The sequence below is a fragment of the Acinetobacter sp. UBA3106 genome, assembly GCA_002365595.1.
In the GTDB taxonomy this organism is placed as follows: Bacteria; Pseudomonadota; Gammaproteobacteria; order Pseudomonadales; family Moraxellaceae; genus Acinetobacter.
In genome coordinates this window covers 134891-151675 of sequence record DFAM01000015.1, presented here as the reverse complement: position 1 = coordinate 151675, position 16785 = coordinate 134891, and the positions used below count along the sequence as shown (strand labels likewise).

Here is a 16785-nt window from a genome sequence, read left to right as displayed (position 1 = left end):
GAGGGCAAATGGCTGCAGTCCATCAATTGCAAGGGGTAGGAACTGCCTCTGCCGCATTACTGGAAAAACTGAATATTTTTACGACAGATGATTTACTGTTTCATCTACCGCGTGATTATGAAGATCGTAGCACGATCATTCCCATGAACCAATTGGTCGTGGGGCGCAGTTATTTGCTTGAAGGTATTGTGAAAGGGGTCGATTTCCCGCCGGGCAAGCGCAAATCTATGGCCATCCAGTTACAGGATGATTTCGGCAAAGTCACCTTGCGTTTTTACCATGTCTATAAAGCCCTGACTGATCGTGCCAGAATTGGCAATCAGCTACGCATCTTTGGTGAGGTGCGCGTCGGTGCACGTGGTCTGGAACTGTATCATCCTGAAATTCAGCTCATTACTGAACATACGCCCTTACCCAAAACCCAGCTCACTGCCATTTATCCAGCCACCGAAGGTTTAACCCAGCCCAAGCTGCGTGAATATGTCAAACAGGCACTGAAACAGCATAGTGATGACCTGCCCGAATTATTGCCAGAAAAATTCACCAATGGTTATGCACTAAAGCAGGCACTGGAATATATTCATGAACCGCCACTGAATGCCAATATGCTACAGTTGGCACAAGGCTCTCATCCGGCTCAGCAGCGTTTGATCTTTGAAGAACTGGTTGCACATCAGATCAGCCTGTTATCTCGCCGTGCTTATATCCAGCAAATTGCAGCACCTTCTTTTAGCCCGAGTAAAAATTTTGCCAAGCAGTTATTGGCTGGCTTACCGTTTAGTCTGACCGGCGCACAAAAAAGAGTCTCCAAAGAAATTATGCAGGACTTAAAACAAAACAAGCCCATGTTGCGTCTGGTTCAGGGCGATGTCGGCGCAGGTAAAACCTTGGTAGCCGGGGTTGCAGCCTGTCATGCGTTGGAAGAAGGCTGGCAAGTGGCGCTCATGGCACCGACGGAAATTTTGGCCGAACAGCATTATCTGAACTTTAAAAAATGGTTTGAACCTTTAGGCCTGAATGTGTCTTGGCTTTCAGGCAAACAAAAAGGCAAGGCTCGTGCAGCGGCTGAGCAAACCATTAAACAAGGCACTGCCAATCTAGTGGTGGGGACCCATGCCCTGTTTCAGGAAAATGTCGAATTCAGCAAACTCGGTCTGGTGATTATTGATGAGCAGCATCGCTTTGGTGTTGATCAGCGGCTGGCACTACGCAATAAAGGCATCAACAACACCACCCCGCATCAACTGGTGATGACTGCCACTCCAATTCCCCGCACTCTTGCCATGTCTGCTTATGGTGATCTGGACACCTCGGTGATTGATGAACTGCCGCCCGGTCGTACTCCGATTCAGACCGTTACCATTCCTTTAGACCGCCGCGAAGAAGTACTACAGCGTATTGCCACCAATTGCGGCGAAGGCAAACAGGCCTATTGGGTCTGTACTTTGGTGGAACAGTCGGAAACGCTGGATGCCCAAGCGGCCGAAGCGACTTATCAGGAAATCAAGGAACGTTTTCCGCAGCTCAATATCGGTCTGGTACATGGCAAAATGAAAGCCGATGAAAAACAGGCGGTAATGCAGCAGTTTAAAGACAATCAGCTGCAACTCCTGATTGCCACTACGGTGATTGAAGTCGGGGTGGATGTACCGAATGCTTCCATCATGGTGATTGAAAATGCAGAGCGTCTGGGACTTTCACAGCTACACCAACTGCGCGGGCGAGTGGGTCGTGGTGCAACTGCCAGTTTCTGTGCCTTACTATATAAAAATCCGCTTTCGCAAAATGGACAGGAACGGCTGCGGATTATGCGCGAAACCAATGACGGGTTTATCATTGCCGAAAAGGATCTGGAAATTCGTGGCCCGGGCGAATTGCTCGGCACCAAACAAACCGGTGACATGGGCTTTCGGGTGGCCAAGTTAGAACGTGATGATCATTTGCTGAATCAGGCGCATTATGTCGCGCAGCAAATTCTCAAAGATTATCCTAAAAATGCAGAGGCTTTACTGAAACGCTGGTTACCTGAAGCGCCACGCTATGCCTATGTGTAAATAAGGAGAAAATAAAATGACACAAGATATTCCCGTTCCATACGATTTAGAGTTTCAATCGCCAATTCCAAATATTTGGAGAAATACAATCGTTCAAATTGTCGAGGCTTTTAAAGATAAAGATTTTGCTCGTCTAAGTACAATTCCAAATGTTGAATTTGTTGATATTCAATATGCTGCCGAGACTGCCGAAAATATTGATCATTATGGCGCTCATCTTGTCAGCTTACCTGAGGAAGCATGGGATTCTTCTGTATGCTTCTATCAAGGTAAACATAATGAAAATCATTTTTGGAAGGCGATTGTTGACCTGTTTACAGAAGAAGAGTGTCCTAGTGATTTAATTATTAACCTTCAAATTTATAAGCAAGATGATCATTATACTTATGAAATAATTGATATCTACGTACCATAAAATACCAATCATAAAATCATTAAAATAAGAAAACACTATGCTCCAATTCCTCAATCAACTGCTTCACAAAGGTGTGCAAAGCCTTTCCCCTTGCCTGCTCTGCGGAATCGATCGACAGCAACACCATTCAGTCTGTACCGATTGCTGGCAGCAATTGCCGTGGTTGAAACAGAGCATTCAGCGACAGGAAATGGATATCCAGGTGGCCTGTCATTATGACTATCCAATAGATCGTATTATTCAGAAATTCAAATATGAACAACAGCTGCATTTTCAAACCCTGCTTGCTGGCTCACTGATTAACCTGAAATTACCCAAAATTCAGGCCATTGTGCCGATGCCGATTTCCCATCAACGGCTGGCCGAACGCGGCTATAACCAGTCTTTGCTGGTTGCAAAGATATTGGCAAAACATCTGAATATTCCCGTCTGGCAACCGGTTGCTCGACTGGCGCAACATTCGCAAAAAGGCTTAAGCCGCATTGAACGATTAGACCAAATTGACCAGCAATTCATGATAGCAGCAACGTCCAAAGTCCGTTACCGCAAGGTATTGATGCTGGATGATGTGGTGACTACAGGCAGTTCACTGCATGCCTTAAAACAAAAACTTGAAGAATTGGGTTGTCAAAAAGTTTATGCAGCGTGTATCGCGAGTGCAGAGATTTAATCTTTGGAAAGAAAGCCTACTGATTTCCTTTTATCCGCTTGCAGAAGCGTACTCATCCTTGAGAGAGAATGATTTTATCAATCAGGACAAAATGCTTTCTGTTAAAAACCGCTTCACCCAAGGCATAACAATTTCACGGGTCAAAGGTGCCAGTTGAGTATGTAAATCATCCAGATCGACCCACTTCATTTCGGCAATTTCTGCATCGATTTTTGGAGCATGGTCTAAAGTTACATGATAAACATAACTGACCAGCTGATGATCCGGCTCATTGGCGGTCGCCGTTTCAAAACGTCCGACAAAGTGTTGAATTGAAGCCTGACAACCAATTTCTTCTTGAATTTCACGCAGCATGGTCGCTTCAGGTGGCTCATCGGGTTCCAGCTTGCCACCCACCTGCATAAAGCATGAAGTATCACGTTTACGTACCACTAAAAGTTGCTGTTGATCATTTAAAATAATTGCCGCAGCAACTGTAATCACTTTCATGTTTATTTCACCAACGCTTGCTGATCGACCATACCCCATTTCGGCTGTGGTGCCTCATATTCATCAAACTGCTGCAAAATCTCTTCAATTGAATCTGAAGCAATAATGCTGTCCGCAAAACGTGTATGGGTAAAACCTTTGACGGTGGTCATTTGGATAAATTTCAATAAATCATCATAAAAACCGGCCACATTTAAAAAGGCACACGGTTTTAAATGGATGCCCAGTTGTGCCCAGGTCCATTGCTCAAAAATTTCTTCCAGCGTCCCTGCACCACCTGGCATGGCAATAAAGGCATCGGAAAGTTCCGACATTTTGGTTTTACGTTCATGCATATTGCTTACCACATGCAATTCGGTTAAATGCGGATGAGCCAGCTCACGATCGACCAAGGCATTTGGAATCACGCCAATGACTTTGCCACCCGCCTGCAAGGCACTGTCTGCCACTACCCCCATCAAGCCGGAACGTCCACCGCCATAGACCAGCGTTTTACCTTGCTGGGCAATGGTTTGTCCCATTTTTTGCGCGGTATCTAAAAAAATGGAATCTGTACCAACGGCAGAGCCACAAAAAATTGCGATTGATTTCGTCATTTTTTCACCATGTTTTACTGATGTCATAATAATAAAGTAAATTTTCAGGAGATTTTTTAATAAAAAAGCGATTGAATCAGTGTTTTTATTGAATTCCTTGTCTAAAATACACCCATCAATTAACCCATACTGCGCAAGGGAGAAAAGACAGCATGCTTGAAGCCTTTTACGCCACAGAGCGCGGTAGTTTGGAAGATGCCACTATTAATGGCGGTTTTGATCTGCATCAGGATTTAGTGTGGATTGACTTGATTGCTCCCTCACAAGAAGAACAACAATGGGTCTTGGATGCCTATGAGCAAAATTTACCCACGCTAAAATCTTTAGAAGACATTTCTTCATCGGCACGATTTTACCGTGATGATGACGGTATTTTACATATCAGCACCTACTTTTTAACCAAAAATAAAAACTTTCAGGTTGATGGTGAAAGCGACGAAGATTCAAGTATTTTAGCCACGGTGCAAACGGTGGCCTTTATTCTGCACAAAGAACACCTGTTTACCCTACGTGGTGAAAAGCTGGTGGCCTTTCGTGCCTTTCGTGCCCGTGCACGTCGTAATGATTACGAAATTGATTACAAGGACCCGACCTGGGTTTTACTTGGCTTGCTGGAAGCCAAACTGGATGAGCTTGCGGATATTCTGGAAGATATCCACAAAGACCTGGAAAAATACTCCACAGAAGTGCTGAACAACCGCCATCGTGAACAGATTCTCGATCTGGATGACATGATTACCCGGCTGGCACAATTAGAAGACATGCTTGGAAAAGCACAGTTGTGTTTAATCGATTTGCGTCGTGTCCTGACTTTCCTTTCTCGTCCACGTGCATTAGGCAGTCATATTTACGATGCCGATATTCGAGAACTGAGTGAAGATGTTCGGTCTTTAGTAGAACATGATGCGTTCTTATTCCAGAAGGTTCGATTCTTGCTGGATACCACCTCCGGATTCATTAATACCGAACAGAACGATACCATCCGTCGATTCTCGATTCTGCCAAGCATGCTTGCGCCACCGATGCTGGTGGCCAGTGTCTATGGTATGAATACCGATGTATTACCTTTCGCCAAAGGCGCGACCAGTTTTATTTTGGTCAGTATTATTTTGCTCGCCTTCTTGATTGGACCACTGGCCTATTTCCGCTGGAAGAAATGGATTTGAGCAAACTTTGAAGCACTGCTTCAAAGCGAAGTGCAAGAAACGCTCCGGATTTGATAAATACCTATTTGCAGACAATAAAAAAGCACCTTACGGTGCTTTTTTATGTGTTCAGGCAATCAATTGCAGATCATCTTGCAAATGACAGGCCTGAATGATTTTCATCATTTTCTCAGGAACCGCTTTAAATTGCAGGCCTTGAGCTTTCGGTGTCTGGCGTAACCAGCGCACCAAGACTGCCAAAGCCAAGGTACTGCCTTGTTCCAGCTGTGCCAGATTGACCACCACGGGAAACTGATTCTGAGATTGAATCAGTTTCAAACCTTGCTGGTAATAGGCCTCTGCATTGGCATAATCTATTTTTCCAGAAACCTGCAATTCCTGATCAATGAATTGAATCACGACACCATCCTGCTCAGTTATTTTTTATCTACAGATGCATCTGGCTCAAAGTTCGCAATGGCTTTATCGATATTGCCACCATTACGTTTTACCGTTGCAGCAAACTGATTACGGAACTGTAACCCTAAATCAATGCCAGAGACATTGATATTGCGTACTTTCCATTGATTGCCTTTATCCACCAACTGGAAAGAGACTGGAATCTTTTCACCTTTATTGTTGAAATCAATCGTGACTACAGGATTTTTGCTATTGGTTTCTTTATATGGACGCAGGCTATAACTCTGGTTGGTATATTTAGCAAAAGCTGTACCGTAATTTTCGATTAAAGTTTCACGGAAATTACGTTCAAACTGCGCACGCTGAGCAGCAGTACTGTACTGATTGGTTGCATAAGTTCCCATCACCAGACGAGTAAAGGCTTGCGAATCAATATAAGGGTCAAGGTTTTGACGCACAATGGCTTTCACCGCAGCCGGGTTGTTTTGCAATTTTGAATTATCTGCTTTTAAACGGCTAATCAGACCATCCGCCACTTTTTTTACAAAAGCTGGAGGCGTTTGAGTTGGTTGTGCAAATGCAGTACTCGCCATCATTGTTGATAAAACACTTATGCCAAGTGTATGTTTAAGTAAGGTATTCATTAAATTCTCCTCAAAATTATTCAACAAATGAAGGTTGTGCATCTTCTGTTGATTCAGTTGATGTTTTTTCTTCCGCCGCTTTAGCTGATGACTTGCCCGCACCGCCAGTAATAAATTTACTAATCAGATCTTCAAGATCCATGGTGCCTTGGGTATTAGGAATGCTTTCACCACGTTTGATATAGTTCAGGCCACCACCTGGCACCACTTTCAAATATTTTTCACCCAATAAACCATTGGTCGCAACCATAATGTAAGCATCTTCATCGATACTGGTGATGGAGTTCATGTTATCAGCAAGTTGCTTTTCCATTTCTTTTTGTTTAGCAGGATCTGCTTCGCTGTATTCTGTGCTATAGCGCAACTCTTCCAGCGCATTGGCTTTCACCTTTTTCAGCTGCTCTGTATTGAAAGAAGTTAACTTGCCATCCAAGTCAAAATGTACCGTTGCCAAGCGTGATACCGGATCAAGGGTAATATCGGTAACACGACCGATGGTAACACCACTCATGGTCACTTTAGCGCGCGGTTTCAGGCCGTTCACGTTATCAAAACTTGCTGTCATGTTATAGCTGTCTCGCAGGTTCGTTCCCACCAGACCGCTCACTTTCATGGCCAGGAAAAATAATGCTACCCCAAAGATAATGACAAAAATGCCTACGGCCAGCTCACTAGTACGTGATTTCATTAAACACCTCCGAACATGACCGCAGTCAACACGAAATCAAAACCTAAAACACATAGCGACGAATACACCACGGTACGTGTTGTAGATGTTGCAATCCCTTCTGATGTAGGCACACAAGCATAACCCTGATATACCGCAATCCATGTGCAAATTAATGCAAAAACAAAACTCTTGATAATGGTGCCATTAAAGATGTCTTTATAGAATTGCACACTGCTTTGCATGCCACTCCAGTAAGAACCTTCATCCACACCCAGGAAATCAACCCCGACCATTTTACCGCCCAAAATACCAATGGCCGCAAAAACCACGGTAAGCATTGGCAAACTGACAATACCGGCCCATAAACGAGGCGAAACAATGCGCTTGAGCGGATCAACCCCAATCATTTCCATACTGGAAAGCTGCTCTGTCGCTTTCATTAGACCAATTTCGGCGGTCAATGCAGAACCGGCACGCCCGGCAAATAACAGCGCTGCAACCACAGGAGCCAATTCACGCAATAAAGTCAGCGAAACCATGGTTCCCAACATCGCTTCAGAGCCGACATTGACCAAAATGGAATAACCTTGCAGGCCCAACACCAAACCAATAAATAAACCAGAAACCGAGATGATTAATAATGACATCACTCCGACACGATAGATTTGGTAAATAAAGCGCTGAAAACCACCTTTAGATGGCATCGAAAATAGAATTTGCAGCAACATCTGGGTTGCTACACCTATACCACGTACACGTTCAATAACGCGTCTACCTAATAAGGCAATGGCATTCATGAACGCACCTCATCACTTAAATAAGCTTGATGGCTAAACTGATAGTCAACCGGACCTTCAAGTGCGCCGGTCAGAAATTGACGGACAAAAGGCGAAGCATGCTGTTTAAGTTCAGCCGGTGTACCCTCGCCCTGAACTTTGCCTTCAGCCACGACATAAATGTAGTCCGCAATCGATAATGTTTCCGCAACATCATGTGAGACAATAATCGTAGTTAAATCCAAAGCTTCACGCAGGGAACGGATTAAACGGGTTAATACCCCCATCACAATCGGGTCCTGACCTGCAAATGGCTCGTCATACATAATCAGTTCCGGATCCAGTGCAATTGCACGGGCCAAAGCCACACGACGGTTCATACCGCCGGACAATTCTGTAGGCATCAACTGTTCAGCCCCACGTAAACCCACCGATTCTAGCTTTAATGCCACAATTTCAGCAATCAGGTGTTCCGGTAATTGGGTATGCGCACGAAGTGGAAACGCCACATTTTCATAGGTGGTCATATCGGTAAACAAAGCACCACTTTGAAATAGCATGCCCATACGTGCTCGTGCGGCAAACAGCTCAGCACGTGACATGCGCGCAATATCTTTGCCATCCAGCAAAACCTGGCCTTGATCTGGAATAAGCTGCCCGCCAATCAGGCGCAGCAAAGTAGTTTTGCCTGTGCCGGAAGGTCCCATAATGGCAGTGATTTGACCACGACGAATGGTTAAATTGACATTGTCATAAATGATACGTTCCCCTCGTTTAAAGCTCAGATTTTTAATCTCGATCAGGGATTGAGATTTCGGGGATACTGGATTATTCATAGCTGAGCGTTTTCCTACATTTTTTCAGCATGCATACTATAAAGGATTCAGGTTTAAAATGTTACCTTTAGAGAAAAAGCAACCGCTTTACCATAATTTTTAATTTTTTAATTTTCGTGCAATTATTTTAACAAACAGGATACTGTATTACAGAAAAGAATTATAAATATAGTACGCAATATTGCCGAGTAATAAAATCAAACCAATATAAGGCATAATCACCTCTTGATTAAAATTCCAGACATAATGATGAGATTCATTATTCATACTTAACAGAATTAAAATAAAATATGACTTAGTATACATTTTTATTCGATAAGATCAAAGATTAATCCCATAAAAAAACCGGTGTTTCCACCGGTTTTTTACTATCCAAATCTAACGTTATTAGTCGTTAAATTTACGACGTGGGCGATCTTCACCAAAACTGCGTTTAGGACGATCTTCACCAAAAGTACGCTTAGGACGGTCATCACCAAACGAACGCTGTGGACGATCACCAAAGCTACGTTGTGGACGGTCACCATTGAATTCGCGACGTGGACGATCACCACCTTCACGAGCTGGTTTATAGTCTACGCGGTTACCACGGTTGTCATCATTCGAACGTGGTTTGTCACCAAACGAACGTTGTGGACGATCACCGAAACCACCTTCACGACGTGGCGCTGGACGGTCACCAAAATCACGTTTTGGACGATCATCAAAAGAACGTTGTGGACGATCACCGAAACCGCCTTCGCGACGTGGCGCTGGACGATCACCAAAATCACGCTTTGGACGATCATCGAAAGAACGTTGTGGACGATCACCAAAACCGCCTTCACGACGTTGTGGACGATCACCGAAATCACGACGTGGACGATCTTCACCACCGAACGCAGGACGTTCACCACGTGGTTTGTCATCATAGCTGCGACGTGGACGATCATCACCGCCTTCACGACGTTTGAAGTTGCTTTCGCCTTCAAAACGACGACCGCCGCCGAAACCACCACGACCGCCATCACGACGACCGCCGTCACGGCCACGACCGCGACCAGCGCCATCACGGCTACCACGTGCAGGAGGTGGAGATGGCTCAAGACCTTCAATTTCAGAAACGTTTAAACGCGCTTCCAAGAAGTCCTCTAAAGCACGGATCTTGCCGCGTTCACGGTAAGTTGCAAGGGTAATTGCTTTACCTGTACGACCAGCACGACCTGTACGACCAATACGGTGTACATAATCTTCGTTCTTCATTGGAAGACCAAAGTTGATTACGTGAGAAATTGTTGGTACGTCAAGACCACGCGCTGCAACGTCAGTTGCAACCAGAATCTTAGCGCGACCTTCACGGATGCTACGTAAACGACGGTTACGAACCGTTTGTGGCATAGCACCATGAAGTGCTACAACTGATAAACCTGCTTCAGCAAGTTCTTCAGCCAACATATCTGTGTCTTCTTGAGTTGACGCAAATACCACTGCTTGATCAACGTCTTCTTCGTTTAACCAGTGAGTCAATAATTTTTTCTTGTGTTCAAAGCCATCAGTCCAGTGCAAAGTCTGAGTGATGTCAGTGTTAGTTGAATGACCAGTTTCGATCGAAATACGCATTGGATCATTCATCATGCGTTCAGCAAGCGTAATGATACGCGGTGCAAAAGTCGCAGAGAACATAAGTGTTTGCTTACGGTTTGCAGCCAAATCACCAATTGCTTCTAAATCTTCAGAGAAACCTAGGTCAAGCATACGGTCAGCTTCATCGACAATTAACGAATCAACTTTATCCAATTTAATTTGACGACGGTTCACCAAGTCAAGTAAACGACCTGGAGTCGCAACAACAACTTGCGCACCTTTTAACTGCTGGATTTGTTTACCAAAAGGCATACCGCCCATGATCGCAGCAACGCGTACACCTTTCATATGACGAACCAATGCAATCGCATCTTGACATACTTGTTGTGCTAGCTCACGAGTAGGAGAAATCACTAAAATAGAAGGTTGAGTCACTGCTTTCATACGTTCTTTGAACGGTACGAAAGTTTCTTGATTTGCAAGGGCATTCAATGTTGGAAGCAAGAATGCAGCAGTTTTACCAGAACCAGTTTGGCTTGATACTAAAAGGTCTTTGCCTTCAAGTGCAGCTGGAATCGCTTGTTCTTGTACAGGAGTTGGCGTAGTAAAACCTAAACCTTCAAGAGCCTGTGTTAATGACTCATCGAGGGAAAAATCAGCAAAAGTTTTGCTCATAGAGAGTATTCACCCTGAAATGGGTGCTCCATTTAATAAATTACAATATGGACATCGGCAAAAAGCGGCACAGCAATTAGAGCTGAAAAAATAAGGATTCAGCAGCGATCCGAATAACGACGATGTGGATATAACGCACGTATATGATTACGGCCGCAAACCTGAAGGAATCGCTTAAGCGATTGGGGCGCGAAGGATATGTCCTCTCTATGGACAGGACGCGCATACAATGATTAGAAGATAATGTTCAGGTAAAGAACGGAAATTTAAGTGCGTGGCGGCATAATAACAGAATGGTTTAAAAAAGTAATCATTTTTTTCGATCAAATTACGCTTAAATACGGTTTTTTTCAGTAACAGCCTATTTTACAACTCAATTTTGTTTAATTTTCAAACAATCAATATTGTAACCCTTTTATGCCAAAGAAAATGCATGCAAATATGCGCCCACCGGTATTTTTAGTAAATTACGAATTTAATTCAAAAATAAAAAAAGCCCTCGCAAGGAGAGCTTTTTTTGTCATATCACTCGATTTAATCGATCTTACTTCGCTGCGTCACCCCAAGCTGGAACAACAGCTTGCATTAAAGGTTTGAGCATTTTCATAGAGCAAGCAAGTACTTGACCATTTTCCATAGAATCGGTACCACCACGTGCATCCACTACAGTACCACCCGCTTCTTTCACGATGAGCTCACCAGCTGCAATATCCCAAGGCTTCAAACCAAGTTCAAAATAACCGTCCAGACGACCGGCAGCCACATAAGCCAAGTCTAATGCAGCAGAACCTGCACGACGGTATTGCGCGCCAGCTTCAGTCACGTTTAATAATGAATCGAAATGGTTTTTTGCATAAGAAATCACTTCACCATTACGTTTGGCACGGTAAGCATGACCTACGGCAAGGAAAGTATTTTGCAGGCTGTCTTTAACATTTACGCGAATACGGCGTTGGTTCAACATTGCACCGCGACCACGACTTGCAGAGAATAACTCGTCTTTCACAGGGTCATAAATAACACCGTGTTGAGTCACACCTTTATGCTGAACAGCAATAGAAATACAGAAATGCGGGAAGCCGTTAATGAAGTTTAAAGTCCCATCCAGCGGGTCGATCACCCAACACCAGTCAGCGTCGTGACCTTTACCTTCTTGCAGACCAAACTCTTCACCAAGGAAGCTGTGGTTTTTATAGCTTTTACGTAGAGTATCGATAGTCAACTGTTCCAAATAACGGTCTACACGCGTTACCGGACCATCAATCCCTTTTTCTTCGACTTGTAGATCGAGTTTATGACGATTTTGATGCGCTTTTAAAAGCTCTTGACCAACTAATTGAGCCGCACGCGCAGCCATAACCACCATAGGTTCCATTGAACACCCACTACAAATTTGAAGATACTGATAAAGAATAATGCATAAAAGCCCTCATATTTTAGCAAATATGAGGGCTTTTAGGGAAAAAATGTTTCTAAAATTTTTAAACTGATCAGGACACTGATTGCACAAGCTTTAACCAGGACAATTCAACTGATTTTTCAATGCCTTTGGCATCTAGCCCGGCCTGTTGCAACATTTGTGCATGTGATGCCTGAGGCATAAACACATCCGCCAGACCCAAATTCAAGATCGGTTTAACAATTTGTGCCAGCGCTAAATACTCGTTTACCGCACTGCCTGCCCCCGCCATTACCGCATGTTCTTCAACAGTGACAAATAAACTGGTGGTCGCTGCAAGTTGTTCAATGATCTGCTCATCCAGCGGTTTGACAAAGCGCATATTCACGACACGCACGCCCACATCATGGGCTATTGCGAGTGCCTGTGCTGCTTCAATTGCAGCAGTAACACGGCTACCGAATGCCAGAATGCTGATCTGTTCATCCTGATGTTCATTAAAACTGGCTACAATTTCTGCCTTACCAATCTCCAAAGCCGATAATTGCTGCTCAATTTCAACACCGATACCATTACCACGTGGATAACGCACCGCCGCAGGACCATTGTATAAATAAGCGGTATGCAACATCTGACGACATTCATTTTCGTCTTTAGGCGCCATAATCACCATATTCGGTACAGTACGCATAAAGGCGTAGTCATAGGCACCGGCATGGGTCGGGCCATCTTCACCCACTAGCCCTGCACGATCAATACCAAAAGTAACATCCAGATTTTGTAAAGCCACGTCATGAATCAGCTGGTCATAACCGCGTTGCAGGAAGGTCGAATAGATCGCCACCACCGGTTTTAAGCCTTCACAGGCCATCCCGGCGGCTAATGTCACGGCATGCTGTTCGGCAATTGCCACATCAAAGAAACGTTCCGGGAACTGTTTGGCAAACTGCACCATGCCCGAACCTTCGCACATGGCCGGAGTAATCGCCAGCAAGCGTTCATCTTGTGCAGCTTCATCACAGAGCCATTGCCCAAAGACATCGGAATATTTCGGCGCTGCACTCACGGTTGATACGGAATTTATTTTACTAATCGCATGATATTTAATTTGATCTGCTTCCGCTGGCGCAAAGCCTTTGCCTTTCTTGGTATAGATATGAATCAGGCGGGGGCCTTTACGCTTTTTCAGCGCATTAAAGACATGCACCAGCTGTTTAACATCGTGACCGTCATAAGGACCAAAATAGTCAAAGCCAATGGCTTTAAACAGGTTGTCTGCTGCATCGGTTGCTGCACTGTGCAAACGCGAGTTATATAGCCACTCCGGATGCGGCTGTACATAAGCCTCTCCCTCTTCCGTCACGTTGATAAATTCGCCACGCTCCCAAATTGCGGCTAAATGCTTAGCAAAACCACCAGTACTGCAAGAAATCGACATATCATTATCGTTCAGCACCACCATCAGATCAGCCTGATGTGCTACCGCATCATTCATGGCTTCAAAGGCCATACCCGCGGTCATGGCACCATCACCAATAATTGACACTACTTCACATGGGTCTTTCTGGTAACGGCGTGCCAGCGACATGCCTAGTCCGGCAGAAATTGCCGTAGACGAGTGCCCTACCCCAAAAGTATCAAATTCAGATTCTTCACGTGCCGGAAAGGCAGCCAAGCCATCTTTGGCACGAATGCTGGTCAACTGTTCACGGCGACCGGTCAAGGCTTTATGCGGATAGGCCTGATGGCCGACATCCCAAATTAAACGATCATGTGGGGTATTAAAACAGTAGTGCAAGGCCACAGTGAGTTCGATTACCCCCAGATTGGCACCAAAATGCCCACCGCTTTGTCCTGCTGCATACAAAATGTACTGACGTAACTCATCCGCCACTTGTTCTAATTGGCTACGCTCGAGCAATCGTAATTGTTGAGGATGATCAATCGCATCCAGCAACGGAGTTACAGGGCGCTGAGTCGGTATTTCTGTATACAACATAAATGGCAAAGCCTTCTAAAGCCTGGCAAATCCTAAGCTAGGTAAATGGGTTTATTCGAGCATAATGATCGAATTGTATCACCTTTAAATCAGCCACATTTCTAGCGATGCAGTTTAGAGGCAAATCTCTATACTGGGTGTTTGTTCATGAGCGAGATTATCCTGAATAATCTTACTATTTATCAACCATTATCGTTCGCTTTATACAAAAAAGAAAATCTTCTGCATAAATTCATCTTTACAATTCAACTAATGTCCAAGCATTCAGCTATACTTTAGCCAATTAATGAACTATTTAACGAGTTAAGCAGTGCCTATAGAGTTTGTCGCGACTTCAAGATTACCAACCGCTTTTGGTGAATTTAAAATCACGGTATTTCAAGACCCTAACACAGGTGAAGAACATGTAGCTCTTTCTAAAGGCTTAGACACTCCCCCGACTGAACCGGTATTGGTGCGGATTCATTCTGAATGTTTAACCGGTGATGCTTTTGCCTCACTGAAATGCGATTGCGGTCCACAGCTTCAAGCTACGCAAAAATTAATCAATGAAGTCGGTCAGGGCGTGATTCTGTATTTACGTCAGGAAGGCCGCGGTATTGGACTGACCAATAAAATTCGTGCTTATGCCCTGCAAGATCAGGGACATGATACTGTTGATGCCAACTTGATGCTGGATCTGCCAGCCGATGCACGACGTTATGACATGTGTACCATCATGCTCGACCATTTGCAGGTGAAACAGGTCAAACTGGTAACCAATAATCCTTCAAAAATTCAGGCGCTACAAGAGCTGGGAATTGATGTGGTTGACCGTGTGCCTTTGACCGTCGGCTTAAATCCGTTTAATGCCCAGTATTTAAAAACCAAACATGAACGCATGGCGCATATGTATAAGAAAGGCGATTTTTAAATCCTACTTATTTTATAAATCCCCCCCGACTTTAATACAAATCTACCCCCGACCCTCCTTTACTCAAGGAGGGAGTGATCTTCTTTAAAAAGGAAGGTTTGCAGGGATTAAATAAGATTAAATCGTCATTGAAAAAATCCGATTCTCCGGCATACGGCGTTTTAAGCGCAAATCAAAAGCCATACAGATATTACGCACAAAAGGTTTACCTTTTTCCGTCACCGTTATGCCCTGCTCATCCATCTGTAGCAATTGATCCTGCTGCATTTCTTCAAGTTGCAACAAAACCTCGGACAATTCTGGAAATTGCATGGCCGTCGATTGCCAGCTGGTGCTGAATGTACACATCAAATTCAGGATATGTTTGCGGATGATTAAATCTTCTGTACTCAGCACATGACCTTTAACCACCGGAATTTCATCCAGCTCCAGACGCGCATAATAATCTTCCAGTTTCTTTTCATTTTGCGCAAAGCTGTACCAGCTGTCGCTAATCGAAGAAATTCCCAAGCCAATCATCAGCTGTGTTTTAGACGAGGTGTAACCCATAAAATTACGGTGCAAGGTGCCTGCCTGAAAAGACTGATACATGCTGTCCTGAGCTAAGGCAAAATGATCCATGCCAATTTCATGGTAGCCATGACCAAGAAGCTGCTTCTTGCCTTCCTCATAAAGCTGGCGCTTGAGCTCATCTTTAGGTACATCATGATCTTTAAAACCTCGTTGGCCATTGCCCTTGATCCACGGCACATGCGCATAGCTATAAAATGCCAAACGGTCTGGCATTAAACTGCTGGTCTGATCAATAGTATTCAGCACATCTTGCAGATTCTGAAACGGCAAACCAAATACCAGATCATGTGAAATGGAAGTATAACCAATTGCACGCGCCCATTCCGTTACACGCTGTACATGTTCAAAAGGCTGAATACGGTGAATGGCTTTTTGCACCGTTTCATTGTAATCCTGAACTCCGTAACTGACCCGACGAAAGCCCAGATCATATAAGGCTTGCAGATGTTCACGGGTGGTATTGTTAGGATGTCCTTCAAAACTGAATTCATGCTCAGCAGCAACTTCCGCTTTGGCTAAAATGCCCTGAATTAACTGTTGTAAATGCTCAACTGAAAAGAAGGTCGGTGTGCCCCCGCCTAAATGAATTTCTTTAATTTTCGGTTTTGTGGCTAACAGCTCACAATATAAAGACCATTCTTTGAGCACCGCCTGAATATAAGGCTGCTCCATTTCATGTTTTTTGGTCACTTTTTTATGACAACCGCAGAAAGTACACAGGCTTTCACAAAATGGCAGATGAATATACAGACTGATGCCTTCGCTTGGGTTGGATTCATCAAAGGAACGCTTTAAGGTCTGTTTCCACAGATCAGGCGAAAATGGCTCGGCTTCCCAATACGGCACCGTTGGATAACTGGTATAACGCGGTCCGGGTACATTGTATTTCTGAATCAGTGAATTCACTTGAATGGACATGCTTGAGGTACCTCACCCTAAACAGATTCG

16 protein-coding genes are annotated in these 16785 nt (G+C 44.3%); 5 read left to right on the top strand and 11 right to left on the bottom strand.

Annotated elements, in window-relative coordinates:
• The first annotated feature begins 8 nt into the window (after positions 1-8).
• From recG to B4C48_RS07465, 3 genes are read left to right on the top strand one after another with little or no spacing between them, the layout of a single operon-like run.
• Positions 9-2054 (top strand): ATP-dependent DNA helicase RecG, encoded by a 2046-nt coding sequence (recG, locus tag B4C48_RS07475; RefSeq protein ID WP_291355089.1) that lies wholly within the window; start codon positions 9-11, stop codon positions 2052-2054.
• Positions 2055-2070: 16 nt separating this feature from the next.
• Positions 2071-2469, top strand: coding sequence for a DUF7668 domain-containing protein (locus B4C48_RS07470; protein ID WP_291355087.1), 399 nt, complete (start codon positions 2071-2073; stop codon positions 2467-2469).
• Between the two features lie 37 nt (positions 2470-2506).
• On the top strand, positions 2507-3139 hold the full coding sequence (locus B4C48_RS07465; protein ID WP_291355085.1) for a ComF family protein: 633 nt from the start codon (positions 2507-2509) through the stop codon (positions 3137-3139).
• Positions 3140-3220: 81 nt separating this feature from the next.
• Here the strand turns inward: B4C48_RS07465 and B4C48_RS07460 are convergent, their stop codons facing one another.
• Positions 3221-3628, bottom strand: a complete 408-nt coding sequence (locus tag B4C48_RS07460) for an NUDIX hydrolase (protein ID WP_291355083.1) — start codon at positions 3626-3628, stop codon at positions 3221-3223.
• A 2-nt stretch (positions 3629-3630) separates the two neighbouring features.
• Positions 3631-4224: a TIGR00730 family Rossman fold protein gene (locus B4C48_RS07455; protein WP_291355081.1), complete on the bottom strand. Its 594-nt coding sequence runs from the start codon at positions 4222-4224 to the stop codon at positions 3631-3633.
• Positions 4225-4376: 152 nt separating this feature from the next.
• Between B4C48_RS07455 and B4C48_RS07450 the strand changes: the two genes are divergently transcribed.
• On the top strand, positions 4377-5390 hold the full coding sequence (locus tag B4C48_RS07450) for a CorA family divalent cation transporter (protein ID WP_291355079.1): 1014 nt from the start codon (positions 4377-4379) through the stop codon (positions 5388-5390).
• 108 nt (positions 5391-5498) lie between these two features.
• Here the strand turns inward: B4C48_RS07450 and B4C48_RS07445 are convergent, their stop codons facing one another.
• The 8 genes from B4C48_RS07445 to dxs all read right to left on the bottom strand — a co-directional run bounded on the left by B4C48_RS07445 (position 5499) and on the right by dxs (position 14351).
• The gene (locus B4C48_RS07445; protein WP_291355077.1) at positions 5499-5789 is read right to left on the bottom strand and encodes an STAS domain-containing protein; all 291 of its coding nucleotides are present in this window, start codon (positions 5787-5789) and stop codon (positions 5499-5501) included.
• A gap of 17 nt (positions 5790-5806) precedes the next feature.
• Positions 5807-6433 (bottom strand): MlaC/ttg2D family ABC transporter substrate-binding protein, encoded by a 627-nt coding sequence (locus B4C48_RS07440; RefSeq protein ID WP_291355075.1) that lies wholly within the window; start codon positions 6431-6433, stop codon positions 5807-5809.
• Between the two features lie 16 nt (positions 6434-6449).
• A complete protein-coding gene (locus tag B4C48_RS07435; protein WP_291355073.1) occupies positions 6450-7121 on the bottom strand; it encodes an outer membrane lipid asymmetry maintenance protein MlaD in 672 nt (223 codons plus the stop codon).
• Positions 7121-7900, bottom strand: coding sequence for a lipid asymmetry maintenance ABC transporter permease subunit MlaE (gene mlaE / locus B4C48_RS07430; protein WP_291355071.1), 780 nt, complete (start codon positions 7898-7900; stop codon positions 7121-7123). The genes B4C48_RS07435 and mlaE overlap by 1 nt, the downstream gene beginning before the upstream one ends.
• Positions 7897-8715, bottom strand: a complete 819-nt coding sequence (locus B4C48_RS07425) for an ABC transporter ATP-binding protein (RefSeq protein WP_291355069.1) — start codon at positions 8713-8715, stop codon at positions 7897-7899. Before B4C48_RS07425 ends, mlaE begins: the two co-directional genes overlap by 4 nt.
• A gap of 387 nt (positions 8716-9102) precedes the next feature.
• Entirely contained in the window at positions 9103-10953 is a 1851-nt protein-coding gene (locus tag B4C48_RS07420; protein WP_291355067.1) for a DEAD/DEAH box helicase, read from the bottom strand.
• Positions 10954-11497: 544 nt separating this feature from the next.
• Positions 11498-12328: an inositol monophosphatase family protein gene (locus B4C48_RS07415; protein ID WP_291355065.1), complete on the bottom strand. Its 831-nt coding sequence runs from the start codon at positions 12326-12328 to the stop codon at positions 11498-11500.
• Between the two features lie 115 nt (positions 12329-12443).
• Positions 12444-14351, bottom strand: a complete 1908-nt coding sequence (dxs, locus tag B4C48_RS07410; RefSeq protein WP_291355064.1) for a 1-deoxy-D-xylulose-5-phosphate synthase — start codon at positions 14349-14351, stop codon at positions 12444-12446.
• A gap of 310 nt (positions 14352-14661) precedes the next feature.
• On the opposite strand from dxs, the gene ribA reads away from it, so the two are divergent.
• A complete protein-coding gene (gene ribA / locus B4C48_RS07405) occupies positions 14662-15264 on the top strand; it encodes a GTP cyclohydrolase II (protein ID WP_291355062.1) in 603 nt (200 codons plus the stop codon).
• Between the two features lie 117 nt (positions 15265-15381).
• Here the strand turns inward: ribA and hemN are convergent, their stop codons facing one another.
• Positions 15382-16755, bottom strand: a complete 1374-nt coding sequence (gene hemN / locus B4C48_RS07400; protein WP_291355060.1) for an oxygen-independent coproporphyrinogen III oxidase — start codon at positions 16753-16755, stop codon at positions 15382-15384.
• Positions 16756-16785: the final 30 nt, after the last annotated feature.